The sequence below is a fragment of the Pantoea eucalypti genome (genome assembly GCF_009646115.1).
Taxonomy (GTDB): domain Bacteria; phylum Pseudomonadota; class Gammaproteobacteria; order Enterobacterales; family Enterobacteriaceae; genus Pantoea; species Pantoea eucalypti.
Map to the genome: position 1 here is coordinate 1,821,896 of NZ_CP045720.1, position 25,932 is coordinate 1,847,827.

Genomic DNA, 25,932 nt, shown 5'->3' on the forward strand with positions numbered 1-25,932 from the left:
CGTTGTAATCAGGAAATTTCATGGAAAATCAACCTAAGTTGAATAGCAGTAAAGAAGTCATCACTTTTCTGGCGGAGCGCTTTCCGCACTGCTTTAGCGCTGAAGGTGAAGCGCGTCCGCTCAAAATCGGTATCTTTCAGGATCTGGTCGAGCGTGTTCAGGGCGAAATGGGTCTGAGCAAAACACAGCTGCGTTCCGCGCTGCGTCTTTATACGTCAAGCTGGCGTTATCTGTACGGCATTAAAGCCGGTGCTATCCGTGTCGATCTCGACGGCAACGCCTGTGGCGTGCTGGATGAGCAACACGTAGAGCATGCACGCAAGCAGCTGGAAGAAGCGAAAGCCCGCGTCCAGGCGCAGCGTGACCAGCAGCGCGCTGCACGTCGTGAAGCCGGTGAAAGCGAAGAGGGCGCAGCACCGCGTCGTCCACGCAAGCCCGCGGCTCGTAAGCCTGCAGAAGGTGACGCTGCGCGTAAACCGCGTCCGCAGACCACTGCAGCACCGCGTGCGACCGCTTCACAGCATCGCAAGCCAGCCCCACGTCCGGAGCAGGAAGCCCGACCCATCACTGATACCTCAACTTTGCAACCCGGCCAGAGTATTAAAGTTAAAGCAGGCAAAAGTGCGATGGACGCTACCGTTCTTGAAGTATCAAAAGACGGCGTTCGGGTCCAGCTCGCTTCCGGCATGGCAATGATTGTGCGCGCAGAACACTTGCAGTTCTGAAACGGAGGCTAACCCCGGCATGAACACCCTTTTTAAAGTTGGACTTATTGCGGGCCTGCTATTAGCAGGCCCATCCTTCGGCGCAGAGAACATTACGCGCGCCGACCAGATTCCCCAGCTTCACGAAGACCCGCAGGATCCCACTGTCAGTGAGCGCGTCACGTCGCGCTTTACCCGTTCCCACTATCGCCAGTTCGATCTGGATCAGAACTTTTCAGCGAAAATTTTTGATCGCTATCTGAACATGCTCGACTACAGCCACAATGTGCTGCTGGCATCGGATGTGGCGCAGTTTGCCAGCAAAAAAACCACCGTGGGCGATGAGCTCCGCAGTGGCAAGCTGGATCTTTTTTACGATATTTATAATCTGGCGCAGAAGCGCCGTTTTGAGCGCTATCAATATGCGCTGACGGTGCTGGCGCGTCCGATGAATTTCAGCGGCAATGACACTATCGACATTGACCGCGCCAAAGCGCCATGGCCGAAAAATGAGGCTGAACTAAACGCGCTCTGGGATGCCAAGGTTAAATATGACCAGCTGAGCCTGAAGCTGGCCGGTAAAGACGACAATGAGATTCGCGACGTTCTGACTAAGCGTTACAACTTCGCGATCCGCCGTCTGGCCCAGAGCAACGGTGAAGATGTTTTCCAGCTGGTGATGAACGCTTTCGCCCGCGAAATCGATCCCCACACCAGCTATCTGTCGCCGCGTAACACCGAGCAGTTCAACACGGAGATGAGCCTCTCTCTGGAAGGCATCGGTGCGGTTCTGCAGATGGATGACGACTACACCGTGATCAACTCAATGGTGGCAGGCGGTCCGGCAGCGAAAAGCAAAGCCATTACCGTTGGCGATCGCATTGTGGGTGTCGGGCAGCCAGGCAAGCCAATGGAAGATGTTATCGGCTGGCGTCTTGATGATGTTGTTGCAAAAATCAAAGGGCCTAAAGGCAGCAAAGTGCGCCTGGAAGTTCTGCCAGCCGGTAAGGGCACGAAAACCCGTACTGTCACGCTGACGCGTGAGAAAATCCGTCTGGAAGACCGTGCGGTGAAGTTGACCATTAAAAATGTCGGCAAGCAGAAAGTCGGCGTGCTCGATATTCCTGGCTTCTATGTCGGTCTGACCGACGACGTGAAGGTCCAGTTGCAGAAATTGCAGAAACAGAACGTCGACAGCGTGGTCATCGACCTGCGTACCAACGGCGGCGGCGCGCTGACCGAAGCGGTATCCCTTTCCGGCCTGTTTATTCCGAGTGGTCCGGTGGTGCAGGTTCGCGACAACAATGGTCGGGTGCGCGAAGACAGCGATAACGACGGCGTTGTTTACTATAAAGGTCCGCTGGTGGTGCTGGTCGATCGCTTCAGCGCCTCAGCCTCTGAGATCTTCGCTGCCGCGATGCAGGATTATGGTCGTGCAGTGATTGTTGGCGAGCCAACCTTTGGTAAAGGCACCGTTCAGCAGTATCGCTCTCTGAACCGCATCTATGATCAGATGCTGCGTCCGGAGTGGCCAGCGTTAGGCTCCGTTTCTTATACCATCCAGAAGTTCTATCGCATTAACGGCGGCAGTACACAGCGCAAAGGCGTCACGCCGGATCTGCTGATGCCAACCGGCGTAGAAGCGGCTGAAACCGGTGAGAAATTTGAGGATAACGCACTGCCGTGGGACAGCATCAAAGCGGCAACCTACACCAAAACCGGTGATGTTAAACCGCTGGTTGCGCAGCTGACGAAGCAGCATGCTGATCGCATCGCACAGGATCGCGAGTTCCAGTACATCATGAAGGACATTGCCCGTTACAATGCCCTGAAAGATAAGCGCAATATCGTGTCACTTAATCTTGCTCAGCGCGAGAAAGAGAACCACGAAGATGATGCATCACGACTGGAGCGCATCAACGCGCGCTATCAGGCAGAAGGCAAAAAACCGCTGAAAAACCTGGATGAGCTGCCGAAAGATTATAAAGAGCCGGATCCGTATCTCGACGAGACGGTGAAGATCGCAAATGATCTTGCCCAGCTGGAGAAATCCCAGCCAGACGCACCCGCGGCGAAATAAGCCGCTGTTGCCAGAAAAAGCACCGCTAAGCGGTGCTTTTTTTTGCGTCCGAAAAAGTTTCCATTAACCAATGATTAGCGCGCGAGAAGCCGCCTGCAGGCTGGGTTGCTCATCAGGCGTGTCAGAATGTAAAGTTATGTCTTTTTAGGCACTTAAACGTTAAGGTTGCTTGAAAAGCAGCCCAATGCCCATAGGATATGGATCCGCGTATAGGCGCGTGAACTACTGAGGAAGATTAACAAAAATGATGCGTATTGCTCTTTTCCTGATGACCAACCTGGCTGTGATGTTGGTATTCGGGCTGATTCTCAGCCTGACAGGGATCCAGTCAAGCAGTGTTCAGGGCCTGATGATCATGGCAGGCCTGTTTGGCTTCGGCGGTGCGTTTGTTTCACTGCTGATGTCGAAGTGGATGGCGCTGCGATCGGTTGGCGGTGAAGTGATTGAACAGCCACGCAACGAAACCGAGCGCTGGCTGGTGGATACTATTGGCCGTCAGGCCCAGCAGGCGGGCATTGCGATGCCACAGGTCGCAATCTATCACGCACCTGACATCAACGCCTTTGCGACCGGCGCACGACGTAACGCCTCACTGGTTGCTGTCTCAACCGGTCTGCTGCAAAACATGAGCCGTGATGAAGCGGAAGCGGTACTGGCACACGAAGTGTCGCACATCGCTAATGGCGACATGATCACCATGACGCTAATCCAGGGCGTAGTGAACACCTTTGTGATTTTCGTTTCACGCATTCTGGCGCAGATCGCGGCAGGCTTTATGTCCGGCAACCGTGATGGTGAGGAGAGCAGCAACGGCAACCCGCTGGTCTACTTTGCGGTGTCGATGGTGCTGGAACTGGTGTTTGGTATTCTCGCCAGCATCATTACCATGTGGTTCTCCCGTCACCGTGAGTTCCATGCCGATGCCGGTTCAGCGAAGCTGGTGGGTCGTGAGAAGATGATTGCGGCGTTACAGCGTCTGAAAACCAGCTATGAACCGCAGGAGCCGAGCAGCATGATGGCGTTCTGCATCAACGGCAAAGGCAAATCATTCAGTGAGCTGTTTATGTCGCATCCGCCGTTAGATAAGCGTATTGAAGCACTGCGCAGCGGTCAGTATCTGAAGTAGCACTAAGCAGAGCAAATAAGGCGACCCGCGGGTCGCCTTTTCTGTTTTAGAAATCAGCATCAGATTGAATCTGACAGCAATATCTCAGCTCCAGTATCTTAGCTCAAAGAGCAGGGAACCCAGAGAGAGGAGGATAACGTCCCGACGCCTGTACAAAAACGCCGGGAGCGTTTTTAAACAACGCAAAGCGTTGGCCCGTTTATGGGCACACATCAGGGATGAGGTGCGTAATCGTGTGGGACGACCGTCATGGATGACAGTAGTTTTTCCGATCTGTCTGGGCTCCCTGTGCAGACCCGGCCTTACAGCGAATCGGTTCACATGCTGTAAGGCGTTCGCTTTTTCGCTGCCATCAGGCGCGGGTCTGCGTCATGCGCGACACGCTCACCAGCGCCGCCACGGCGGCAAAGCTGCCCGCCAGCAGCAGCGAAACGTGCGTGCCACGCTCATCAAACAGATTAAACATCAGCGCAACCAGCGCAGCACCCATACTCTGACCCAGCAGGCGCGCGGTACCCAGCATGCCGCTGGCAGCGCCGCTGCGGTTACGTGGAGCAGAGGTGACAATTGTGTGGTTGTTAGGTGACTGGAACAGCCCAAAACCGGCACCGCACAGCATCATGCGCCAGATAATATCACCATCGCCAGGGTTTGCTGGCAGCCAGGCGAGCAGGAACAGCCCCAGGGCGAACATCGCCAGCCCGATTCCTCCCAGCAGCCCGGCATGCACCCGCTCAATCAGCCGGCCGGCTATTGGCGCAAACACCATGGTCGCCAGCGGCCAGGGCGTCAGAAGTAAACCGGTTGCCACCTCATCACGCTGCAGGACGTTTTGCAGGAAGAAGGGCAGTGAGACCATCGCCAGCATCTGCGCGCAGAAGGAGCAGACCGACGTGCCCATCGACAGGCTGAAAATGGGGATACGCAACAGATCAACCGGCAGCAGCGGCACCGCCATGTTTAACTGACGACGAATAAAGAACCAGCCTGTCACCAACAGAACAACGACCTCCGACAGCACCAGCAGATGACTCTGACCCTGCGCAAAACCGCTCAATGCGGAGATGATCAGACCAAAGAACAGGGCATTCATGATCGCGCTGGGCACATCAAATTTCTGTGCGGTGGCTTTTTGCGGATTATCGGGCAGTGTGCGCAGCGCCAGCCACAATGCAATAGCACCCAGCGGGACGTTAATCAGAAACAGCCATTTCCAGCTCGCCACTGACAGAATCGCAGCCGCTACTGTCGGGCCTGCCGCGGTCGACACCGCCACCACCAGCGAGTTAATTGCCATGCCGCGTCCCAGATAGCGCTGGGGATAAATAATGCGTATCAACGCAGTGTTCACACTCATCAGCGCGGCGCCACCTAACCCCTGCAGCACGCGGGCAAAGGTCAGCATGGTTAGCGTGGTCGAGAAGGCGCAGAACAGCGAGGTGGCAATAAACAGCGCCAGGCCGGCCTGGTAGACGCGCCGATAGCCCAGCATATCGCCCAGAAACGAGAGCGACAGCAGCGAGACGATAATCGCAATCTGATAGGCATTCACTATCCAGATTGACTGCGCCGGGCTTGCATTGAGTTCACGCGAAATGGTCGGCAGGGCGACGTTGGCAATCGCGCCATCCAGCACCGCCATGGTCAGCCCGATAGCGATTGTGGCAATAGCCATATAGCGCTGACGGCCTGGTAATCCATCCTGCGGAGGAGAAAGAGTCATAAGTTAATTACTAAAGAGGGTGAATATCATCATGCTAATGAAATTAACGCTGAAATGCAGCGATCGAACGGATAAAAAACTGTCTTAAAATATGACGCATGGGTTAAAGCATTGCTGCCATGCTGCGCCTCACTCTATACTGACTATCCGTTCCATTTTTTTTGAAACAGGTTTAATAAGGTGCGCGATGTCCATTGGTGAAAATGATAAACAGCCTGATTCGGTCTCTTCTGTTCTTAAAGTGTTTGGCATTTTGCAGGCGCTGGGCGAAGAGCGCGATCATGGTATTACTGAGCTCGCGCAGCGCGTCATGATGTCAAAAAGCACCGTCTACCGTTTTCTGCAGACCATGAAGTCGCTGGGCTATGTCACGCAGGAAGGCGAGAGCGAGAAGTACTCACTGACGCTGAAGCTGTTTGAGCTGGGTGCAAAAGCATTACAGAACGTTGATTTAATCCGCAGCGCGGATGTGCAGATGCGTGAGTTGTCGCGTCTGACCAAAGAGACGATTCATCTGGGCGCGCTGGAAGAGGACAGTATTGTCTACATCCACAAAATCGACTCGCTCTATAACCTGCGTATGTATTCACGCATTGGTCGTCGTAATCCGCTGCATACCACTGCGATCGGTAAAGTGCTGCTGGCCTGGCGCGACCGAAGCGAAGTGGAGGAGATTCTACGGGATGTGGAGTTTAAACGTAGCACGGCCAATACGCTGTTAAGCGCGGAGGCGTTGATTACGACGCTGGATCAGGTCAGAGCGCAGGGTTATGGTGAGGATAATGAAGAACAGGAAGAGGGATTGCGCTGCCTCGCCGTGCCGGTATTCGACCGATTTGGCGTGGTGATTGCGGGACTCAGTATCTCTTTTCCCACCATTCGTTTTTCAGAAGATGCCCGTCAGGATTACGTGGCCATGCTGCATCGTGCGGCGCGCACGCTTTCATCAGAGATGGGCTATCACGACTACCCGTTCTGAAAACAGCGGGCCATCCGGCCCGCCATTCTACTAGTTATCGATCACTTCTCCGCTTTTCTTCAGCAACGGGCAATCCGTTACGCCCACTACACCACTGTCAGTGTGCAGATACTGCGCGCTGATCACGCCGCGAGCGGTCAGATAACTGCATTGCAGGCCAAGTCCGGCTGCATTTTTAGTGCTGCCGGTTAATACGCCATAGCCGGTAAACAGCATCGCCAGCCAGATCACCGCTAGCAAGCCTATCGTGCGAATCAACAGTTTCATTATGTCTCCTTGTGAAAGATAACTCAGCGCACAACCTGGTGCTGCCGGTTATGATGATATCAGCATGCCTCGGTTTTCAGGCAGGATCGATCAGAGATAACTGAAACGGCAAAATCTGCATTGACGTGATCCCCATTATCTTTTGTGATGGCTAAAGGTAGAATAGGGGGTTGGCGTGTTCACTTTGTTTTATGAGGCAGTTATGAATGAGTTAGCCGCAAATCCGGGACCGCTGGTCAGTTATGGCCTGATGGTCATTATTTTAATTGTGGCGTTTATTGCCTGGTTCTTTGTTAACCGGGCCAGCGTTCGCGCCGGAGAGCAAATTCACTTACTGGCGTCGTTGCTGGAAGAGCAGAAGAAACAGAACCAGTTGCTGCGCCGTCTGATTGAGATGCAGCCCGTCTCCGAGGTCAAAAAAACCGATGAAGATGCGGAGAAACGGGACTTTATCCGGTTAATTCCGGAACGTTAATCACAGCAGAGAGGCAGGATGGCCTGGAAAAATCCGTGGTATGACAGCAGTAAAGCGCACCATACGCCCGAGGGGTTCTGTAGTCCAGAACCGGAGCAGCGCCAGCCAGGCGATCTGCAGCGCTGGCGCAGAGAGCGTAAGGCTCAGGGACTGCCGCATCCTCCACAGCAGGGCTATGCGGCGTTCACCGATCAATGGTGGCAGCCAGCCGACATCCGCGGCAGTGACGATCGCATCTGGTGGCTGGGGCATGCTGCCGTGCTGTTGCGGCTGAACGAGCAATATATCCTGATCGATCCTGCAATCGGCTCACGCGCTTCGCCGTTCTCATTTGCCGGACCACAGCGAAAAACACCTGCGCCGCTCAGTATCGCTGATCTGCCGCGTCTGGATGTGGTGCTGATTTCTCATAACCATTACGATCATCTTGATCGGACGACCGTTAAAGCTATTGTCCGGCGTTTCCCTCAGGCAACCTTTATTGTGCCGCTGGGTCTGGCTAAGTGGTGCAGGGCGCGGGGCGTGAAACAGGTGCATCAGCTCGACTGGTGGCAGCAGACTGCGGTCAATGGCCTCTGTTTTGATGCCGTTCCGGCACGTCACTGGAGCATGAGAACGCTACGCGATCGAAACCGTTCGCTCTGGTGCGGCTGGGTTGTGCGGTCTGCCTCCGTACGTTTCTGGTTTTCGGGCGACAGCGGTTATAGCGACAGCCTGCTGGACATTCCAGGCAGACTGGGGCCGTTCAACCTGGCCGCTTTGCCGATTGGCGCCTATGCACCTGAATGGTTCATGGCAAGCCAGCATATGAATCCCGATCAGGCGGTGGCGCTGTGGCAGGCAGCCGGCAGGCCGTTAACGCTGCCGATCCACTGGGGTGTGTACGAACTGGCCGATGAGTCACTGGATGCGCCACCAAAAGAACTGGCAGATGCGCTGCTGCGGGCAAACGAGCGAAACGACGGCTTCACGCCCTGGCGAATAGGTGAAAGCCGAAGGCTGAATAATGACGCCCAGGAATTATCCTAAACCCTGATGGATAAATAAAAGCCAGTACTTTTTTATCTGATATCAATTTTTCAAATCGAAAGTTAAATTATTAATAAGAAAAATTGTCTTCGATGCTTTTATTTGACGCAAGGCTAATGTGTTACTCATGGTTTTGGTGCAAAAAAATGTTGTTTGTACAAAAATAAACAGCGGTGTACAGGATTGACGTCAGATTTCTGATATCTTCAACCGTTACCGCTTCGCTTTATCATTCTGCAATTGCCATATTTGTGAAATATTAATTTCTTATGGTATCCATCGAATTCATACTGGCAGCCGCAACGTGGCACCGCGCTGGCCGGGCAGGGGCCTTATTCGTGCAGACATGCGTAAACCCACCTGACAGGCAATGTGAGCCTTTTGGCAATTATGTGCACAGGCTCTCTGAGCCCCTAAAAATGGCTTGCCATTATTTTTAGGATATGTGATAACAATTCCTGAGTTAAACGAGGTACAGTTCTGTTTATGCATGGCATCTTCAGTAAAGAAGTACGAGTAAAGACGTTGACGTTGAATACCGCTTCCTTGCCGAACCTTAATTAGTGCCTCATGCAGTAATGTCTCTGGTTTTTCTGTATGACAGCCTTCGGGCTAAATAAACATCTAAAGGAATTTGCAAAATGGCAAAGATTAAAGGTCAGGTTAAGTGGTTCAACGAGTCTAAAGGTTTTGGTTTTATCACCCCTGCTGACGGCAGCAAAGATGTGTTCGTACACTTCTCTGCTATCCAGGGCAATGGTTTCAAAACCCTGGCTGAAGGCCAGAGCGTTGAGTTCGAAATTCAGGACGGCCAGAAAGGCCCGGCAGCAGTTAACGTAACTGCTATCTGATTCGACTCCGCCTCGGTGCGTCGCACCCTGACACGGAATCTCAAAGCCCTGGCTTCTCAGCCGGGGCTTTCTTTATGCTTCCGATGCGTAAACGATAAGGTTACACTGCGCCGCGTTATCTGATGCCGGAGCACCTTATGTCCCTGATTTGCCCTCTTTGCCACTCACCTCTGACCTTCACAAACCGCAGCTGGTGCTGTGAAAATCGCCATCAGTTTGATCAGGCGAAAGAAGGCTACGTCAATTTGCTGCCCGTTCAGCACAAACGCTCACGGGAGCCAGGTGACAGTGCAGAGATGATGCAGGCACGGCGGACGTTTCTTGAGGCAGGCTACTACCAACCGCTTCGTGATCAGGTGGTCAGCCTGCTCAGCCCGGCACTGACCCAGCCGGCGTGCAAAATTCTTGATATAGGCTGTGGCGAAGGCTACTACACCGCCGCACTGGCTGAGGCGGCAGGCGGAGAGGCACAGATTTATGGGCTGGATGTTGCCCGAATGGCAATCCGTCTGGCGGCAAAGCGCTATCCTGCGGTGCGCTTCTGCGTCGCCTCCAGCCAGCGCTTACCCTTTGCCGATCAGGCCCTGGATGCGGTGGTACGCATCTACGCCCCCTGCAATGAAGCAGAACTGGCACGCGTGCTGAAGCCGGGTGGCCTGGTATTGACGGTCACACCTGGCCCGCATCATCTGCAACAGTTTAAAGCGCTGATTTACCGCGAAGTGCAGTTGCATGTGCCGGAGCAGAAAGCGTACCCCGGATTCACGCAGGTGACACAGCAGGCGCTGCGTTACCCGATGGCATTAACCGGCGCAGCGGCGACAACCCTGTTGCAGATGACGCCATTCGCCTGGCGGGCGCGGGAGGAGGTCTGGCAAACGCTGCAGCAGAGCGAGCAGTTCAGCTGCGATGCCGACTTTAGCCTGACGATGTGGCAGCGCGACTAACGCGCTTCTACCAGGGTGTTATAGATGCGCTCCAGATCGTCGAGTTGCTGCACCGCGATCAGCAGTCGACGCTGTTCAAGCTGAATCACCAGAATGCCATCCTCAGAGAGATTCATCCCCTGAATCCGCCGGTAATCGATCCAGACACCGGCGTAAAACAATCCATCATTCTTCATCAGTAGCGTAGGTTTTCGCAGCCAGAAGAGCCAGAACGCCAGAAAACTCAGCATCATCAGCAGAGAGGTGGTGAGCTGCGGGCCGTGATGACTGACGTTGTTCCACAGCAAAATCAGCAGCAGACCGATAAAAATCAGGCTGTCGAGTTTATGCTGCCTGCGCAGCGTGACCCTTAAGCGGGTGGGGCCATGCCGACGCGGCAGAATCGCCTCATGGTAAACGGCAAACCCCATCAGGGCGGCGATACAACACGCAATCAACGCGTCAGTTAAAGACATCACATCTACCTCAAACAGGGTGAGCTCAGCCGGTTGTGGCTCAGCTCACCACGCTTAAAAGCCGGGAGCGCAGGCTCCCGGCCGGGTGAAATTACAGACCGAGCAGGCCGATCCAGTAACCAAAGATACCGATGGCGAAGAAGCCGACGATAATCCACAGCGCGTTCACTTTACGACGCAACAGCCACATACAGCCAAAGGTCAGCAGCAGCGGCACCACGCCCGGCATCAGTTGATCAAGGATCGACTGAACCGTGGTGACGGTGGTTTTACCAGTGGAGTCGGTGATGCGCGAGACGACCAGCGGGATGTTAACGTGCGTCCACTTGTTGACCAGCGCCCCCATGACAAACAGGCCCAGAATCGAGGCGCCCTCCGTGAGCTTCTGCAGAAAACCGCCGCCCATGTCGCTGACAATGTCGATTCCTTTACGATAGCCATACGCCACGCCGTAGTAGCGGGTTAGCAGACGCGCCAGGTTAAACAGCACAAAGAACAGCAACGGCCCCAGCAGACTGCCGCTCATTGCGATACCGGCACCCAGCGCGGCAAACACCGGACGTACCGTGCCCCAGAAGATCGGGTCGCCGACACCGGCCAGCGGTCCCATCAGGCCGACTTTCAGGCCGTTAATCGCCGCATCGTCGATGGGTGCGCCGTTGGCACGCTGCTCTTCCATCGCCATGGTGACGCCCAGTACCGGCGCGGCCACATAAGGATGGGTGTTAAAGAACTCCAGATGACGCTTTATTGCCTGCTTACGCTCATCATTGTTCTCCGGATAGAGACGGCGGATCACCGGCACCATAGAGAAGCAGAAGCCCAGCGCCTGCATACGTTCAAAGTTCCATGAGCCCTGGAACAGGTTCGAGCGCATAAAGACGGCGCGAACATCTCCGGCTGTCAGTTTCTTTCCGACTTTCGTAATATCAACCATGTGCTCACCTGTTCCTTAATCGAGTTCGTTATCAAGATCGTTTGCGGTTGCTGCACCATTGGGTGCGCCTGCTACACGGTTGTATTTCGGGCTGAGCTGGATGTAGAGCACGGCCATGACCACGCCAATCACGCCCAGCGCCACCAGGTTAAAGTTGGTAAACGCCGCGGTGACGAAGCCGAGATAGAAGAACGGCATCAGGTAGCCTGCGCGCATCATGTTGATGACCATCGCGTAACCGACGACCACAATCATGCCACCCGCGATATTCAGACCGTTGGTGACGACTTCAGGGATAGAACTGAGCAGGGCGTGAACCGCACTGGTGCCGACCGAAATCGCCACAATCAGCGCCGGAATAGCGATACGCATCGCCTGCAACAACAGGGCAGAGACATGGATCCAGGAGATGGCCGTGAGGTTACCTTTTTCGGCGGCTTTATCAGCTGCGTGCTGGAAGGCCACAGTCAGGGTACGCACGATAATGGTCAGCACCTGTCCGGCCGCCGCCAGCGGAATGGCCAGCGCGATACCGGCACCCACACTCTGACCGCCGGCGATCACCAGGATGGTCGAGATAATGGAGGCGAGGGCGGCATCAGGGGCCACGGCGGCACCGATGTTCATCCAGCCCAGTGCAATCATCTCCAGCGTACCACCGATGATAATGCCGGTTTTCATATCACCCAGCACGATACCAATCAGAGTACAGGCCACCAGCGGTCGGTGAAACTGAAACTCATCCAGAATCGACCCCATACCGGCAATGCAGGCGACAATAAAAATTAAAATAATTTGTAGCGAGGTTATTTCCATCATACTTCTTGTCCTCAGCAGGATAACGACGAGCCCGGAAACGCAGGCGCAGAAGTGCTTCTGTTACGCGTTAACTTTCGCAATCAGATCCATCATTTTCAGTTTCTGGTCACTGGAAACTTTACGCACTTCCAGTTCAATATTGCGTTCGTTGAGTTTTCGGAAGGCGGCAATATCTTTTTCATCAACCGAGATTGCATTATTCACCTGGGTTTTTCCCTGGCGGAATGCCATCCCGCCGATGTTCACCGTTTTAATATCCACACCCTGTTCCACGACGCGCAGAACATCGGTGGGATTGGTAAACAGCAGCATCACGCGATCCTGACCATACTTCGGGTTATTCCACACCCGCACCATTTTATCGACATCCACCACATGGGCTGTCACGCCGGGCGGGGCGACCTGCGTCAGCAGGGTTTTACGCACGTGGTCGTTGGCCACTTCATCACTGACCACGATAATGCGCTGAACGTTGGTCTCTTTCGTCCAGCGTGTCGCGACCTGTCCATGAATCAGACGGTCATCTATGCGCGTCAGTCCGATTTTCATGTGATCGCCAGGTGCCATCGGTTTAGCCGGTTGCGCTGCAGCGGCCGGTTTTACCGCAGCCGGTGCCGGTGCTTCTTCTTTGGCTTTCAGGGCTTTAACCCCTTCACGGCCAGTTTCGACCGCGACGGCGACCAGTTCGTCAAATCCGGGATCGTCATCGCGCGCCATCAGGGTTTCGACCAGCATCGGGATATTGACCCCGGCGATGACCTCATACTGGGGCTTATCGACGACGATACGGCTGGCCGCATTAAACGGGCTGCCACCCCAGGTATCGACTAAAAACAGGACCCCTTTGCTGGTATCCAGTTCTGCCAGTCGTGCATTATATTTTTCAATCAGCGTTTCTGCATTTTCACCAGGGACAAAATCTATCCAGCCGACATTGTCCTGCTCGCCCAACAGCATTTCTGCTGTTTTCAGCAGTTGTTCCGCTGCCCAGCCGTGTGTACCAATTACAATCGCAATGGTCACGTGCTACCTCCGTTCGCTAGAGATGCTCATCTGAGTCAATGAACTGTATTGAGTCATGCTTTGGTTATTGTTTTAACCGGGTGATTCGATTAATCGGTTTAGCGTCGAAAAAACATGGGTTAATGACGTTAAGGCGATAAAGTCGCGATTTATTTTAGTGATCGAAAAAATAAATTATGTGATGTCTGTCAGCTATTCACCCTGTGAAGAGGCGAGTCACCCTTTTTATGCGCCCGATCATCCGCTCTGCAGATTGTAAAAATAAGAAAATTTTTTGACGCAAATCACCGACCTGATACATTAACGTTCTGTTTAATACTCAGGAGTAACGGGCTTCAGCCCACCTTTATGGATCGTCACCGACGTCGCTTAACCTGTTCTTTGCGCCTGCTGGCGCGTCACCCTTCGCCTCGCGGCGTTTTCACCGCTTTACCGACCATCCGGATGTCACGTTTCACTGCGCTGATACGCACCGGCTCAATCTGTTCCCTGTTCTGGAGTCATAAATAATGGAATTTTTATTCGACCCCTCAATCTGGGCGGGTTTACTGACGCTCATCGTGCTGGAAATCGTACTCGGCATCGATAACCTGGTGTTTATTGCCATTCTGGCCGACAAACTGCCGCCAAAGCAGCGTGACAAGGCCCGTTTGATTGGCCTGTCGCTGGCACTGATTATGCGTCTGGGCCTGCTGTCACTGATTTCCTGGATGGTGACGCTGACAACACCTCTTTTCAGCGTAGGCGGTTTCAGCTTTGCGGGTCGTGATTTAATTCTGCTGGCGGGTGGTCTGTTCCTGTTATTTAAGGCGACGATGGAGTTGCACGAGAGGCTGGAGAACCGGCAGCTCGACGGATCAGGTAATCGGGGATATGCCAGTTTCTGGGCAGTCGTGACGCAGATTGTGGTGCTGGATGCGGTCTTCTCGCTGGATGCTGTGATTACGGCTGTAGGTATGGTCAACCACCTGCCGGTGATGATGACGGCTGTGGTGATTGCGATGGGTGTGATGCTGCTGGCGTCTAAGCCGTTAACTAACTTCGTTAACGCGCATCCGACCGTGGTGGTGCTCTGTCTGAGCTTCCTGTTAATGATCGGTCTGTCACTGGTAGCAGAAGGCTTCGGCTTCCATATTCCTAAAGGTTATCTCTATGCGGCAATCGGCTTCTCAATTCTGATTGAGATGTTTAACCAGATTGCGCGTCGAAACTTTATCCGCCATCAGTCCAACCGTCCGATGCGTGAACGTACCGCAGAGGCGATTCTGCGCCTGATGGGAGGCCGCAATCGTGCCCAGATGGCCAGTAACAGCAACACCAGCAGCAGCGAAGAGGCTGCGCTGGCGGAAGCGATGCCGCAGGAAGCGTTTAAAGATGAAGAACGTTACATGATTAATGGCGTACTGACCCTGGCGTCACGTTCAATTCGCAGCATCATGACGCCGCGCGGTGAAATCTCCTGGGTTGATGCGAATCGTCCGGTGGATGAGATTCGCGGTCAGCTGCTTGATACCCCCCACAGTCTGTTTCCGGTCTGCCGGGGTGAGCTGGACGAAATTGTCGGCGTAGTGCGCGCTAAAGAGCTGCTGGTGGCGCTGGAGCATGGCGTGGATGTGGCAACCTTTGCGGCCAATAGCCCGACCATTGTGGTGCCGGAGACGCTGGATCCGATTAACCTGCTTGGCGTGCTGCGCCGTGCCAAAGGTAGCTTCGTTATCGTCACCAACGAGTTTGGTGTGGTCCAGGGTTTGATCACGCCACTGGACGTGCTGGAAGCGATCGCGGGTGAATTCCCGGATGAAGATGAAACGCCTGATATTGTGGCGGACGGTGATGGCTGGTTAGTTAAGGGCGGGACCGATCTGCATTCGCTGCAGCAACTGCTCGATTTCCATGAGCTGGTCGATCCGACAGAGGACCACGCCTCGCTGGCCGGTCTGCTGATTGAGCAGAAAGGGCAGTTACCGCTGCCTGGCGATGTAATTGATATCACTCCGCTGCATTTCCAGATCATCGAAGCGACCGACTACCGCATCGATCTGGTGCGTGTCACCAAAGATAAACCGCATGACGAAGATGAAGAGGGTTAATTCTTCACGTTGTTGCTAAGGCGCGGCTGGCATAACCGGCCGCGGTAAATCTTCCCGACAGCCGCTGCTTCAACGTCGCGGCTGTTTTTTTATCTGTGGGTATCGGCCTGGTGCAGTAACAGCCACGCCGGAAAATCCTGCAGCGGCATCGGACGGGCAAAATAGTAACCCTGCAGATGATCCACGCCGCGTTCGCGCAGATAAGCCGCCTGCACAGCCGTTTCCACGCCCTCAGCAACCAGACTGATGTTCAGGCGCTGGGCCAGCGAAATCACCATATCCGTTACCGTCGCGTTGATGGCGTCAGTGCCGATAGCTGCTGTGAAAATTTTGTCTATTTTCAGCACGTCGGGCTGCAGGTCTTTCAGATAGGAGAGTGAACTATGACCGGTGCCGAAGTCATCAATCGCCAGCTGAACGCCGATATCGTGCAGCTGCGTAATGACCGATTGATCCACCACCGGGAGTGCATCCCGCTCGGTGAGCTCCACCATCAGTGTCGGCACTGGCGAGGCGGGCCACCACAGCTTTTGCAGATCTTCAATAATTGCGCCGTCCCGGAAATGACTGGCAGCCACGTTGATAGCGATATGGAAGGCGGGATCCGTGGGCAATAGCGGTAGCTGACTCACCACTTCATTCAGCACAAAGCGCGTCAGCGGCTTGATCAGATTCTGGCGCTCAGCCAGCGGAATAAAAACATCCGGTGCAATCCAGCCCTGACGGGCATTATGCCAGCGCATCAGTATCTCAATACCGTCGCACTGACCACTTTTGCTATTGATCAGTGGCTGGCAATAAACCATAAACTCGCGGGCGGTAATGCCATAACTGATTTGCCAGCTCAGGCTCATGCGATTTGCAGTTGCCAGCCAGACGATATAGCCCATAAGCAGGCTCAGCAGCACTGCCAGCGGCAGCTGTGAGGGTAGCGTTGCCAGCGCCGATCGGGTAGGAGAGGGGCCATAGAGTGTAAGCGTGAATGGATAGCGCAGCGAGCCTTGTTCATAGCTCACCTCATCGTCTGCAGCGACTGTCGACTCGATCAACGGATTACCATACTCCAGGCTCTGTCCGTTAACGTTAAACACGGCGCGTTCAACCCAGGGTAACTGCGGCTCCAGCAGATAATTGCTCATCATTTCGATGTTAATTACCTGCAAAATGCCTGAGCGGTTATCCGGGCTTTTTGGCGTCCACAACATTAAAATCGGTGAGCCTTTGAGAAGATAATCATCGGTTGAGAGGGTCATACGCTCGCCATTATAGGCAAGGTCGGGCCAGGTCTGGCTAAAAGGAATCGCGCGGGGTCCATAAACACTGGAGCAGTAAAGTACATCGTTATCCACCAGCAGAATCGCCCGGAGCGTCTGCAGAGAAGAGATTTTTTCGATGAGTGGAAAACGAACATTGTTGCAGGGTACACCCACGAGGCCCAGCGTATTATTCGCGGAAACTTCCAGCGGCGAAAACATCCGGTCAAACCGCATAATCGCTTTATTGGCGAAATCCATTGCCTGACGTTCAATACGTGACTTTTCTTCAAAATAGCGAAAGGCCAGCGTCAATATCATGACCACGATGGCGATTGAGAATGCTATGAGCAAACGCTTGCGTCTGAATTGTCCAACAAATTGCTGGGCCATAAACATCAGTATCCACCTTCCCAAAAAGCCAGAATAAAGCAAAAAATTACGGGGTTAGTATCGGCACGGCCAGATCAATATTGAGGCCGAAATGCAGAAAAGCGGGTCTGGAAAGCGACGAAAGCCGGACGGTTGCGCGGAAAACACTCTACCGTTAAAACCTGCGCTGAGATAGCGCAGGATGCGGATTTTATTACAGTTGAACGTTATTTAAACATTTAAACGTTTCGTTCAATCACACTGCACTTTAATTGCCAGACCGCCGCGTGAGGTTTCGCGGTATTTAGCGTTCATATCTTTGCCCGTTTCATACATCGTCTCAATAACCTTATCCAGCGAGACGCGAGGTTCGCTGGTACGACGCAGTGCCATTCGCGCCGCGTTAATGGCTTTAACTGAGGCGATCGCATTGCGCTCAATGCAGGGCACCTGAACCTGACCGGCAACCGGGTCACAGGTTAGTCCCAGGTTGTGCTCCATGCCAATTTCAGCGGCCACGCAGACTTGCTCAGGACTGCCGCCCAGCAACTCGGCCAGACCGGCCGCCGCCATGGAGCAGGCCACACCCACTTCACCCTGGCAACCCACTTCAGCACCGGAAATAGATGCGTTCATTTTGTACAGTACGCCAATGGCGCCGGAGGCAAGGAAATAGCGCAGAAAAATATCGGGGGTTACCGGCTCGATAAAGTGATCGTAATAAGCCAGCACCGCCGGCACGATGCCACAGGCACCGTTTGTTGGTGCGGTGACGACACGACCTCCTGCGGCGTTCTCTTCGTTGACGGCCAGTGCATACATATTAATCCAGTCGATAACAATCATCGGGTCACTGGAGTGCTTAGTGGAGGAGGTCAGGAGGCGACGCAGTGAGGCAGCACGACGTGGCACGCGCAGCGGTCCGGGCAACACACCTTCGGTATTCAGACCGCGATCGATACAGGCCTGCATCGTCTGCCAGATATCGGTGAAATAGGCATAGATCTCATCGCGGCTGTGCAGCGCCAGCTCATTTTTCATCACCAGGCCAGAGAGGGAGAGGCCGGTCTCATGGCAGTGCGCCAGCAGATCTTTAGCGGAATGAAACGGCCATGGCACTGACACTTCATCCAGTGCCGACTGCCCAAAGTGCTCTTCATCAACGATGAAACCGCCGCCAACGGAGTAATAGGTCTTCGACAGAATCAGCAGGTCACCTGCAAACGCCAGCAGACGCAGACCATTTTCATGCAGCGAGAGGTTCTCGCTGCGGAACACCATGCCGCCTTCGCGCGGAAAATCGACTTCATGCGCGCCTTTCGCCAGCAGCAGCCGCTCACGCTGTTCGACATCTTTAATAAACGCGGGTATCGCATCAATATCCACGGTATCGGGCGATTCACCCGCCAGACCCATGATGATCGCGATATCCGTATGATGGCCTTTGCCGGTCAGAGACAGAGAACCATAGACATCTACGGCGATTCGGGTCACCTCCTGAAGCTTTTCCTGTTCGCACAGCAAATCCACAAACTGCTTACCCGCTTTCATCGGGCCGACAGTATGCGAACTCGATGGGCCGATGCCCACTTTGAACATGTCGAAAACACTAATCACAGGTGACACTCCTCACAATTATTCTCAGTCTGCCGGGGCAGTTTATGGCGCCCATAGTAATAGTCATGCACCGGAAAAGAGCGCTTTTTCGCATGAAATAAACTTATCTAAAAAGATAGAAAAAATTATAGCGCAGCCCGGCAGGTCGCTGGCGAGCATCTGTGAAAAAACAGGCAAAAAGGTTTCAGAAGGCGATCTGGGTGCTCAATGAACGGATGATTCCGGCGGTCATGCCCCACACCAGATAATCCTGGTAGCGCGAGAGCCAGACCGGATGGCGTACACCGGCCCGATGCACCTCCAGCGCGCTGTAGCGGCTTAGCTGCAGAGCTTCGGCCAGCGGCATCTCAAAAGCACTGCTGACCTCATCCGGGTTAAGAGTAAGTCGTAAATCGGCCGGAATAATGCCCAGCACGGGCGTGACCTGGAAGCCGGTGCTGCTGGTGACGGCAGGCAGCGCACCCAGTATCTCGACCTGCTGCGGATCGATGCCGACCTCTTCCTGCGCTTCACGGAGTGCTGTGTTGATCAGTGAGGCGTCGGTGTCATCCTGCATCCCGCCGGGAAAGGCGACCTGTCCGGCGTGCTTGCGCAGGGCCTGCGAACGCTGCGTCAGCAACAAACCCGGCTCAGGACGGGCCACAATAGGCACCAGCACCGCAGCATGACGTCCTGAGAGACGCTGGGTGCTGCGGGCGGGTTGCTGCAATAAAAAACGGCTGCGAAAAACATCAATCGTCAGTGCCAACTGAACCTCCTGCCTGCTCAAGTGTCGGTAAGATCCGGCTGACTTTATCGAGCGTTTCCTGATACTCCGCTTCCGGATCGCTGTCAGCCACCAATCCGCCACCGGCAGAGCAGTAGAGTTGCTGGCCTTCGGCGATTAGCGTGCGAATCGTGATGCTGGTATCCATCCGGCCACACAGGCTGATATAGCCGATGCTGCCGCACCAGGCATTGCGGCGCTGCGGTTCCAGCTCATCAATAATCTCCATTGCCCGAATCTTAGGTGCACCGGTTATCGAGCCGCCAGGAAAACAGGCGCGCAGTAAATCAGTGGCCTGCAGGCTGTCAGGTAGCTGCGCCCGCACCGTGCTCACCAGGTGATGCACGGCGGGGAAGGGTTCAACCACAAACAGCTCTGGCACCGTAACCGAACCGGGTCGCGCCACACGGCCAATATCGTTGCGCAGCAAATCAACAATCATCAGATTTTCAGCCCGATCTTTCTCCGCATGGCGCAACGACTCCGCCTGTTGTGCGTCGGCAATCGGGTCGTCACAGCGTGGTCGGGTCCCTTTAATGGGGCGAGTTTCAATCTGCTTGTTATTCAGCGACAGGAAGCGTTCCGGCGACAGGCTGAGAATTGCACTGTCAGGCAGCCGCAGAAACGCGCTGAAGGGTGCGCGGTTAGCCGCATTGAGGAGAGTGAATGCCTGCCACTCATCACCCTGATAACCCGCCTGAAAACGCTGTGCCAGGTTTACCTGATAACAGTCACCGGCCTGAATATAAGCCTGAACGGCGGCAAAGCGCGCGGCGTATTCGGCATAGCTCATATTAGAGCGCCAGCGGCTTGTCAGCGAAAAGGGTACAGTTTCGCGTACAGGCCACTGTGCCAGCCAGGCGGCACGTTCTTCAACATTGCTCAACGCCACGAGCGTCAGGGTTTGCTGATGATGGTCGGCAATCAATGCCCAGTCATAGATTCCTGTGGCCATGTCAGGCGTAGTGAGATCGGCTGCAGCCCGCTGCGGCAGGGACTCAAACCGGCGGCCCAGGTCATAACCAAACAGCCCCAGCGCACCGCCCTGAAACGGCAGCGTCTCGCTGGATGCAGGTGTGACGCCCAGCGCATCACACTGTTGCTGCACCAGCAACAGGGGATCGGCGGTTGATTCGGTTGTACCGGTTGGGTCGCTGAGCGTCGTGATTGCGCCGCGGGTCACCAGGGTGGCGCGGGGATCGGCGGTCAGAAGATCAAAACGGTTGTCACTGTGGCTGGCCTGCGCGGAGGAGAGCAGCATCGCCCAGGGCAGATGGGCAAGGGTGGCGAAACGCTGAGTCAGCGCATCGGGGGTATAATCAAGCGTGAGGGTTTCAACAATCATCGGGCAGACAAATCAGAAAGCTAAGAGGCGGTCAGACTGACATATTTTTTCCTCACTGGCACCTGTTAGTTCCACGTGGGATACTGTCTGACCCAACGCAGGAGTAAAAAATGTTTATTGGATTACCGGCTCTCTCTCATGAGCAACAACAACAGGCCGTCGAACGTATTCAGGCGCTGATGGCAGGCGGACTATCGAGCGGTGAAGCAATCGCCCAGGTGGCGCAGGAAATCCGCGAAAATCACAAGGGCGAACGTATTCGGGCGTTATTCGAAGACGAAGATGACGAAAACGAAGAGGAATAACGCCCGGCAGGTTTAACGTGCAGCGATGATTTTAATTTCGATCTTGTATTTTGGATTTAGCAGACCGGCCTGAACCGTACAGCGCACCGGCGCATTGCCCGGCGAAACCCAGGCATCCCAGGCGCGGTTCATGGCGGGGAAGTCGGCTTTATCTACCAGGAACAGCGTCGCATCCAGAATTTTGCTTTTATCGCTACCGAGCCGGGTCAGAATGGCGTCAATCACCGCCAGCGCATTGGCGGTCTGTGCTTCTGCGTCGGCATCCAGATTTTCGGGCACACTGGTGTAATAGATTGTGTCGTTATGAATGACGGCTTCGGACATACGATGTTCCGGGTCAATGCGGGTAATACTCATCGGTTTCTCCCTGGTTAATTGCGCATTAGCCTGGCACACTCCTGATATCGCTGTCACCTCTTACGCTTTACAGGCAGCGCTCAACAATCGCCTGTCTGTCTGCCATCACTTCCGGGGACATCCGGAAGGTGGTGAAATATTTCACATCAGCACCTTTTCGGCGGGGCGAAACATCCGCAAAAATAGAATCTTCCCAGGTAAAGACGCTGATCTCACTGCCGTTCGGCTGGGTGTGGGTGGTGTTATCCCGTGCAATGACGCTGGTGGTGGACCAGCCGCGATAAATACAGTCGCTGAGCTGAGGGACGGTGCGGGCGCTTTGGCCCTGGAAAACGGGTTGCTGCAGACGAGCCTGATCAGGGGTAGGTGCCTGGCAGCCCCAGAGCAGCAGCACGCCAGCCAGAGATCCGATGCGGACATAATTCATGATGTACCTCCGCCTGAAACAGGCAGTCGGGTTTAGCCATCTGCGAAACATCACCTGAAGGGCAATGTTAAGCCAGTCTCAGCACATCAGCCTACGGGTGCCACATCCCAACAGTAAGCTGATTTAATCATTATAATCCTGCCTTTTGATTACCTGATGTGTTCATTTGCATTTGATAACTGCATCACACTGTGGCGCTAACTGCGCTGACAATGAGGTGTCCTTAATCGCGCCTGCTGTTAGCGCTGACAGGGGATAAGAAACACGGAATTAGGGGAACTGGCGGCTTAAAAATGTTATAAATCAGTCATGAGATTGCGCCACAGGTTGAGGATTAAAGCATGGCGAATACGCAGTATCTTTTTTGGGTAATGGCTGGCGCTCTGACGCTGCTGTTTATTGTTATCGCGGCATTTGTGGGGTTATCCAAAGGCAGTAAGCAGGGATTTGTTACCTTTGCCGTGCTGTTCATCATCATGCTGGCGGGTGCACTGTACCTGCATCATTAGCAAGGTGCGGTTGGGCTGTTTTCAGTCCATTACAGTGAATTCACGTTTGGTTCACATTTCAGGTGGAAAGTGTGCGGCCTCCAGTGAGTGTTAACTATGATCAGTTGAAATAGCAGCCTTGCTATTTATCACCGGAGGTAATTATGTCTGAACGTCCTGATTACGATGAACCGCTGCCAGATGATGCTGAGATCTATCCGGAAGATGAAGAAGAGGATGAGGAAAACGATCCCTTAGAAAAGGATGTTTAGGCGTTTGAAACGGTTGTCTGACGACCTCTATTTCTTCTGAATTCTGACTCACGCCGCAAAACCGTCAGTCGCGCAGTTTTGCGGTTTCTACACCGGTCTCATTGACTCACTTCTCTCCGCGCCTTTTCCGCTTTACCCGGGTTGCTGGAATCTGGCTAAACAACACCCTGGTGATGACCCTCTGACCGCTCGGGTTGTTCAGATAAACTACCCGGATAAAATCCTTCAGTCATTAGTCTTACTGACATTCGCATCGATGAAAACCTTTAGCGATTCCTGCGCGGATGCACGGCGGTTTATCGCCTTACAGATTAAAAAGCGAATGGAATAATGTCCCTGTTATTAATTAGCTTATTCAGCAGGGTATTTAATGAAGCGGTAAAATTTCAGGTTTTCTTATCGTACTTTCGGGTCACGTACCGCCGCACCTGAAACGGCTAAAACCTCAACCTGTTGATATTTATCGATTTTGATTTGTTTATCCAATACTGACATAATTACAGTGTTTTTGCCGTTCTTAGAGAGGGTATGTGGCAGACGATTTTGCAGTGGATGGCGCACTGGCGTTGGCGATCGCGGGTTTTAAACCGCGTGAAGCACAACGTGAGATGGCGCAGGCGGTATCTGAAGCCGTAAAACAGCAGGGTGAACTGGTGGTTGAAGCCGGCACCGGCACCGGCAAAACCTATGCTTACCTGGCACCCGCCTTGCGGGCCGGAAAAAAAGTCATTGTCTCCACCGGCTCAAAAGCGCTGCAGGATCAGCTTTATGGCCGCGATCTGCCCACCATGATTAAGGCACTGAAGTTCAAAGGGAAAACGGCCTTGCTGAAAGGGCGCTCTAACTATCTCTGCCTGGAACGCATGGAACAGCAGTCGATGGCCGGTGGTGAGCTCACCGTGCAGGCGCTAACCGATCTGGTGACGCTGCGCAGTTGGTCATCACAGACAAAAGATGGCGACATCAGCAGCTGTGCGGGTGTGACCGAAGATAGCCCGATCTGGCCGCTGGTGACCAGCACCAACGACAACTGCCTGGGCATGGATTGTCCGCGCTATAAAGAGTGTTTTGTGGTCATGGCACGTAAGCGCGCCATGGACGCTGATGTGGTGGTCGTTAACCACCATTTGTTTCTTGCCGACCTGGTGGTAAAAGAGGGGGGCTTTGGCGAATTGATTCCCGAGGCTGATGTGATGATCTTCGATGAAGCCCATCAGTTGCCCGATATCGCCAGCCAGTATTTTGGTCAGCAACTCTCCAGCCGCCAGTTACTCGATCTGGCTAAAGATATTATTACCGCCTACCGCACGGAAGTGCGTGATGCCCAGCAACTGCAGAAATCAGCTGATCGACTGGCGCAATGCGCACAGGATTTCCGCCTGTCATTAGGCGATCCGGGTTATCGCGGTAATTTACGCGAACTGCTGAGCGATAACCAGATACTGCGCATGTTCACCTTGCTGGACGATGCGCTGGAGCTCTGTTACGACGTTATCAAACTCTCGCTGGGTCGTTCAGCTCTGCTGGATGCCGCCTTTGAGCGCGCCGCGCTTTACCGTACCCGCTTAAAACGGTTACGGGCGATTAACGAGCCGGGCTACAGCTACTGGTATGAATGTACGTCGCGTCATTTTATTCTGGCGCTGACGCCGCTCTCGGTCGCTGAACGATTCCGGGAAGTGATGGACAACCGTAAAGCGGCGTGGATCTTCACCTCGGCCACCCTGGCGGTGGATGAAAAAATGGCCCATTTCGCCGAACGACTGGGTGTGAATGCGGCAAAGAGCCTGATTCTGAATAGCCCGTTTGACTTTGCGAAGCAGGCACTGCTCTGCGTGCCGCGCAATCTGCCTGAGCCTAACCGTCCCGGCGGCGCCCGCCAGCTGGCCGCGATGATGAAACCGCTGATCGATGCCAACAAAGGCCGCTGTTTCTTCCTCTGCACATCGCACCTGATGATGCGTGAACTGGCGGCAGAATTTCGCGCCTCAATGACCCTGCCTGTGCTGGTACAGGGTGAAACCAGCAAAGGTCAGTTACTGAAACAGTTCATCGACAAAGGCAACGCCCTGCTGGTGGCGACCAGCAGTTTCTGGGAAGGGGTTGATGTGCGGGGTGATGCGTTGTCGCTGGTTATTATCGATAAACTGCCGTTCACCTCGCCGGAAGATCCCCTGTTAAAAGCCAGAATGGAAGATTGCCGGATTCGTGGCGGCGATCCCTTCACGGATGTGCAGCTACCGGATGCCGTGATCACGCTGAAGCAGGGGGTGGGGCGGTTGATCCGTGATACGGATGATCGGGGTGTGCTGGTGATTTGCGATCAGCGCCTCGTATCGCGTCCTTATGGCGCGTTGTTTCTCAACAGCCTGCCACCTACGCCGCGCACCCGGGACATTGATCGTGCCATCGCCTTTATCCGTCAGCAACCAGAACCAGACGCATAATTTTATGCTAATATGCGCGCCGTTTTCTTTCTTCTGAGGTGGTCATGTCAGCCCGAATTTTAGCGCTGGATACGGCGACAGAAGCCTGTTCAGCTGCCTTGCTGAATCAGCAACAGATTGATGCCCGATTCGAGATCGCCCCGCGTGATCATACCCAGCGTATTTTACCGCTGGTCGAAGAGCTCCTGCTGGCACAGCAGCTGGAACTGACCGAACTGGACGCGCTCGCCTTTGGTCGCGGCCCGGGCAGTTTTACTGGCGTACGCATTGGCATTGGCATTGCGCAGGGCCTTGCACTGGGCGCAGCACTGCCGATGATCGCGGTTTCTACCCTCGCGACGCTGGCGGAAGGCGCATGGCGCCTTCACGGGGCAACCCGGGTATTAACGGCGATTGACGCGCGGATGGGCGAAGTCTATTGGGCCGAATATCAGCGTGATGAGCACGGTGCCTGGCAGGGCGAAGCCAGCGAAAGTGTGTTGTCGCCGGAAGCGGCACTGGCACGCATGCAGTCGCTCTCTGGTGAATGGATGACCGCTGGCACCGGCTGGCAGGCTTATCCTGGCCTGCAGCAGGGACATGAACTGACGCTGGTTGCCAGTGAGGTCACGCTGCCTGCCGCTCAGGATATGCTGCCGCTGGCGATACTTGCTCTGGCGCAGGGGAATACGCTGCTGCCGGAGACGGCGGAGCCCACTTATCTGCGCAATGAAGTCGCCTGGAAAAAATTACCTGGCCGGTAAAATGCACGCAACTTATTGTTATGCGTCCAGTCTAA

Annotated in this window: 25 protein-coding genes; 13 read left to right on the forward strand and 12 right to left on the reverse strand. The window is 54.3% G+C overall.

Annotated features, from left to right (window positions below):
- The first annotated feature begins 20 nt into the window (after positions 1-20).
- The 3 genes from proQ to htpX all read left to right on the forward strand — a co-directional run bounded on the left by proQ (position 21) and on the right by htpX (position 3,910).
- A complete protein-coding gene (gene proQ, locus EE896_RS08395) occupies positions 21-725 on the forward strand; it encodes an RNA chaperone ProQ (RefSeq protein WP_003852676.1) in 705 nt (234 codons plus the stop codon).
- 19 nt (positions 726-744) lie between these two features.
- Positions 745-2,784, forward strand: coding sequence for a carboxy terminal-processing peptidase (prc, locus tag EE896_RS08400; protein WP_003852677.1), 2,040 nt, complete (start codon positions 745-747; stop codon positions 2,782-2,784).
- A 244-nt stretch (positions 2,785-3,028) separates the two neighbouring features.
- Positions 3,029-3,910: a protease HtpX gene (htpX, locus tag EE896_RS08405; protein WP_003852678.1), complete on the forward strand. Its 882-nt coding sequence runs from the start codon at positions 3,029-3,031 to the stop codon at positions 3,908-3,910.
- A gap of 352 nt (positions 3,911-4,262) precedes the next feature.
- Here the strand turns inward: htpX and EE896_RS08410 are convergent, their stop codons facing one another.
- The gene (locus EE896_RS08410; protein ID WP_008925327.1) at positions 4,263-5,633 is read right to left on the reverse strand and encodes an MFS transporter; all 1,371 of its coding nucleotides are present in this window, start codon (positions 5,631-5,633) and stop codon (positions 4,263-4,265) included.
- 187 nt (positions 5,634-5,820) lie between these two features.
- On the opposite strand from EE896_RS08410, the gene kdgR reads away from it, so the two are divergent.
- Positions 5,821-6,612 carry a DNA-binding transcriptional regulator KdgR gene (gene kdgR / locus EE896_RS08415; protein ID WP_003852680.1) on the forward strand — a complete coding sequence of 264 codons (792 nt, stop codon included), beginning with the start codon at positions 5,821-5,823 and terminating at the stop codon, positions 6,610-6,612.
- A gap of 30 nt (positions 6,613-6,642) precedes the next feature.
- On the opposite strand, the gene EE896_RS08420 is transcribed toward kdgR, so the two are convergent.
- A complete protein-coding gene (locus EE896_RS08420; RefSeq protein ID WP_003852681.1) occupies positions 6,643-6,879 on the reverse strand; it encodes a YobH family protein in 237 nt (78 codons plus the stop codon).
- Between the two features lie 202 nt (positions 6,880-7,081).
- Between EE896_RS08420 and EE896_RS08425 the strand changes: the two genes are divergently transcribed.
- The 4 genes from EE896_RS08425 (at position 7,082) to rlmA (ending at position 10,181) form a co-directional block, all read left to right on the forward strand.
- Positions 7,082-7,354, forward strand: a complete 273-nt coding sequence (locus tag EE896_RS08425) for a YebO family protein (RefSeq protein WP_008925326.1) — start codon at positions 7,082-7,084, stop codon at positions 7,352-7,354.
- Between the two features lie 18 nt (positions 7,355-7,372).
- Positions 7,373-8,383: an MBL fold metallo-hydrolase gene (locus EE896_RS08430; RefSeq protein WP_140915463.1), complete on the forward strand. Its 1,011-nt coding sequence runs from the start codon at positions 7,373-7,375 to the stop codon at positions 8,381-8,383.
- 641 nt (positions 8,384-9,024) lie between these two features.
- A complete protein-coding gene (cspE, locus tag EE896_RS08440; protein ID WP_003852684.1) occupies positions 9,025-9,234 on the forward strand; it encodes a transcription antiterminator/RNA stability regulator CspE in 210 nt (69 codons plus the stop codon).
- Between the two features lie 137 nt (positions 9,235-9,371).
- Positions 9,372-10,181, forward strand: a complete 810-nt coding sequence (rlmA, locus tag EE896_RS08445) for a 23S rRNA (guanine(745)-N(1))-methyltransferase (RefSeq protein ID WP_003852685.1) — start codon at positions 9,372-9,374, stop codon at positions 10,179-10,181.
- Here rlmA and EE896_RS08450 read toward each other — a convergent pair.
- From EE896_RS08450 to manX, 4 genes are all read right to left on the reverse strand, one after another.
- Positions 10,178-10,636, reverse strand: a complete 459-nt coding sequence (locus tag EE896_RS08450) for a DUF986 family protein (protein WP_003852686.1) — start codon at positions 10,634-10,636, stop codon at positions 10,178-10,180. The genes rlmA and EE896_RS08450 overlap by 4 nt on opposite strands.
- Positions 10,637-10,727: 91 nt before the next feature.
- A complete protein-coding gene (locus EE896_RS08455; protein ID WP_140915462.1) occupies positions 10,728-11,573 on the reverse strand; it encodes a PTS mannose transporter subunit IID in 846 nt (281 codons plus the stop codon).
- A gap of 15 nt (positions 11,574-11,588) precedes the next feature.
- On the reverse strand, positions 11,589-12,389 hold the full coding sequence (locus EE896_RS08460; RefSeq protein WP_033743088.1) for a PTS mannose/fructose/sorbose transporter subunit IIC: 801 nt from the start codon (positions 12,387-12,389) through the stop codon (positions 11,589-11,591).
- 63 nt (positions 12,390-12,452) lie between these two features.
- Positions 12,453-13,415 (reverse strand): PTS mannose transporter subunit IIAB, encoded by a 963-nt coding sequence (gene manX, locus EE896_RS08465; protein WP_003852689.1) that lies wholly within the window; start codon positions 13,413-13,415, stop codon positions 12,453-12,455.
- A 509-nt stretch (positions 13,416-13,924) separates the two neighbouring features.
- Here manX and EE896_RS08470 point away from each other — a divergent pair.
- The gene (locus tag EE896_RS08470) at positions 13,925-15,505 is read left to right on the forward strand and encodes a TerC family protein (protein ID WP_003852691.1); all 1,581 of its coding nucleotides are present in this window, start codon (positions 13,925-13,927) and stop codon (positions 15,503-15,505) included.
- Positions 15,506-15,594: 89 nt separating this feature from the next.
- Here the strand turns inward: EE896_RS08470 and EE896_RS08475 are convergent, their stop codons facing one another.
- From EE896_RS08475 to pabB, 4 genes are all read right to left on the reverse strand, one after another.
- Positions 15,595-17,157, reverse strand: coding sequence for an EAL domain-containing protein (locus tag EE896_RS08475; protein ID WP_110411356.1), 1,563 nt, complete (start codon positions 17,155-17,157; stop codon positions 15,595-15,597).
- A gap of 225 nt (positions 17,158-17,382) precedes the next feature.
- On the reverse strand, positions 17,383-18,747 hold the full coding sequence (locus EE896_RS08480) for an L-serine ammonia-lyase (RefSeq protein ID WP_003852693.1): 1,365 nt from the start codon (positions 18,745-18,747) through the stop codon (positions 17,383-17,385).
- Positions 18,748-18,931: 184 nt separating this feature from the next.
- Complete coding sequence (locus EE896_RS08485) at positions 18,932-19,495, reverse strand: CoA pyrophosphatase (RefSeq protein WP_003852695.1); 564 nt, start codon at positions 19,493-19,495, stop codon at positions 18,932-18,934.
- Positions 19,479-20,858, reverse strand: a complete 1,380-nt coding sequence (gene pabB, locus EE896_RS08490) for an aminodeoxychorismate synthase component 1 (protein ID WP_140915461.1) — start codon at positions 20,856-20,858, stop codon at positions 19,479-19,481. Before pabB ends, EE896_RS08485 begins: the two co-directional genes overlap by 17 nt.
- Positions 20,859-20,968: 110 nt before the next feature.
- Between pabB and EE896_RS08495 the strand changes: the two genes are divergently transcribed.
- Positions 20,969-21,163, forward strand: a complete 195-nt coding sequence (locus tag EE896_RS08495; RefSeq protein ID WP_003852697.1) for a YoaH family protein — start codon at positions 20,969-20,971, stop codon at positions 21,161-21,163.
- A gap of 12 nt (positions 21,164-21,175) precedes the next feature.
- Here the strand turns inward: EE896_RS08495 and EE896_RS08500 are convergent, their stop codons facing one another.
- Together EE896_RS08500 and EE896_RS08505 are read right to left on the reverse strand one after the other, a co-directional pair.
- The gene (locus EE896_RS08500) at positions 21,176-21,520 is read right to left on the reverse strand and encodes a RidA family protein (protein ID WP_003852699.1); all 345 of its coding nucleotides are present in this window, start codon (positions 21,518-21,520) and stop codon (positions 21,176-21,178) included.
- Between the two features lie 67 nt (positions 21,521-21,587).
- Positions 21,588-21,947 carry a hypothetical protein gene (locus tag EE896_RS08505; RefSeq protein WP_140915460.1) on the reverse strand — a complete coding sequence of 120 codons (360 nt, stop codon included), beginning with the start codon at positions 21,945-21,947 and terminating at the stop codon, positions 21,588-21,590.
- Between the two features lie 341 nt (positions 21,948-22,288).
- Between EE896_RS08505 and EE896_RS22380 the strand changes: the two genes are divergently transcribed.
- The 3 genes from EE896_RS22380 to tsaB all read left to right on the forward strand — a co-directional run bounded on the left by EE896_RS22380 (position 22,289) and on the right by tsaB (position 25,897).
- On the forward strand, positions 22,289-22,456 hold the full coding sequence (locus EE896_RS22380; protein ID WP_003852701.1) for a hypothetical protein: 168 nt from the start codon (positions 22,289-22,291) through the stop codon (positions 22,454-22,456).
- Between the two features lie 781 nt (positions 22,457-23,237).
- A complete protein-coding gene (locus EE896_RS08510) occupies positions 23,238-25,154 on the forward strand; it encodes a DNA repair helicase YoaA (protein ID WP_105099122.1) in 1,917 nt (638 codons plus the stop codon).
- 44 nt (positions 25,155-25,198) lie between these two features.
- Positions 25,199-25,897, forward strand: coding sequence for a tRNA (adenosine(37)-N6)-threonylcarbamoyltransferase complex dimerization subunit type 1 TsaB (tsaB, locus tag EE896_RS08515; RefSeq protein WP_003852707.1), 699 nt, complete (start codon positions 25,199-25,201; stop codon positions 25,895-25,897).
- Positions 25,898-25,932 lie beyond the last annotated feature (35 nt).

Coding starts and splice junctions, on each gene's coding strand:
- proQ (WP_003852676.1), top strand. CDS start 21: ATGGAAAATCAACCTAAGTTGAATAGCAGTAAAGAAGTCATCACTTTT.
- prc (WP_003852677.1), top strand. CDS start 745: ATGAACACCCTTTTTAAAGTTGGACTTATTGCGGGCCTGCTATTAGCA.
- htpX (WP_003852678.1), top strand. CDS start 3,029: ATGATGCGTATTGCTCTTTTCCTGATGACCAACCTGGCTGTGATGTTG.
- EE896_RS08410 (WP_008925327.1), bottom strand. CDS start 5,633: ATGACTCTTTCTCCTCCGCAGGATGGATTACCAGGCCGTCAGCGCTAT.
- kdgR (WP_003852680.1), top strand. CDS start 5,821: ATGTCCATTGGTGAAAATGATAAACAGCCTGATTCGGTCTCTTCTGTT.
- EE896_RS08420 (WP_003852681.1), bottom strand. CDS start 6,879: ATGAAACTGTTGATTCGCACGATAGGCTTGCTAGCGGTGATCTGGCTG.
- EE896_RS08425 (WP_008925326.1), top strand. CDS start 7,082: ATGAATGAGTTAGCCGCAAATCCGGGACCGCTGGTCAGTTATGGCCTG.
- EE896_RS08430 (WP_140915463.1), top strand. CDS start 7,373: ATGGCCTGGAAAAATCCGTGGTATGACAGCAGTAAAGCGCACCATACG.
- cspE (WP_003852684.1), top strand. CDS start 9,025: ATGGCAAAGATTAAAGGTCAGGTTAAGTGGTTCAACGAGTCTAAAGGT.
- rlmA (WP_003852685.1), top strand. CDS start 9,372: ATGTCCCTGATTTGCCCTCTTTGCCACTCACCTCTGACCTTCACAAAC.
- EE896_RS08450 (WP_003852686.1), bottom strand. CDS start 10,636: ATGTCTTTAACTGACGCGTTGATTGCGTGTTGTATCGCCGCCCTGATG.
- EE896_RS08455 (WP_140915462.1), bottom strand. CDS start 11,573: ATGGTTGATATTACGAAAGTCGGAAAGAAACTGACAGCCGGAGATGTT.
- EE896_RS08460 (WP_033743088.1), bottom strand. CDS start 12,389: ATGGAAATAACCTCGCTACAAATTATTTTAATTTTTATTGTCGCCTGC.
- EE896_RS08470 (WP_003852691.1), top strand. CDS start 13,925: ATGGAATTTTTATTCGACCCCTCAATCTGGGCGGGTTTACTGACGCTC.
- EE896_RS08475 (WP_110411356.1), bottom strand. CDS start 17,157: ATGTTTATGGCCCAGCAATTTGTTGGACAATTCAGACGCAAGCGTTTG.
- pabB (WP_140915461.1), bottom strand. CDS start 20,858: ATGATTGTTGAAACCCTCACGCTTGATTATACCCCCGATGCGCTGACT.
- EE896_RS08495 (WP_003852697.1), top strand. CDS start 20,969: ATGTTTATTGGATTACCGGCTCTCTCTCATGAGCAACAACAACAGGCC.
- EE896_RS08500 (WP_003852699.1), bottom strand. CDS start 21,520: ATGAGTATTACCCGCATTGACCCGGAACATCGTATGTCCGAAGCCGTC.
- EE896_RS08505 (WP_140915460.1), bottom strand. CDS start 21,947: ATGAATTATGTCCGCATCGGATCTCTGGCTGGCGTGCTGCTGCTCTGG.
- EE896_RS22380 (WP_003852701.1), top strand. CDS start 22,289: ATGGCGAATACGCAGTATCTTTTTTGGGTAATGGCTGGCGCTCTGACG.
- tsaB (WP_003852707.1), top strand. CDS start 25,199: ATGTCAGCCCGAATTTTAGCGCTGGATACGGCGACAGAAGCCTGTTCA.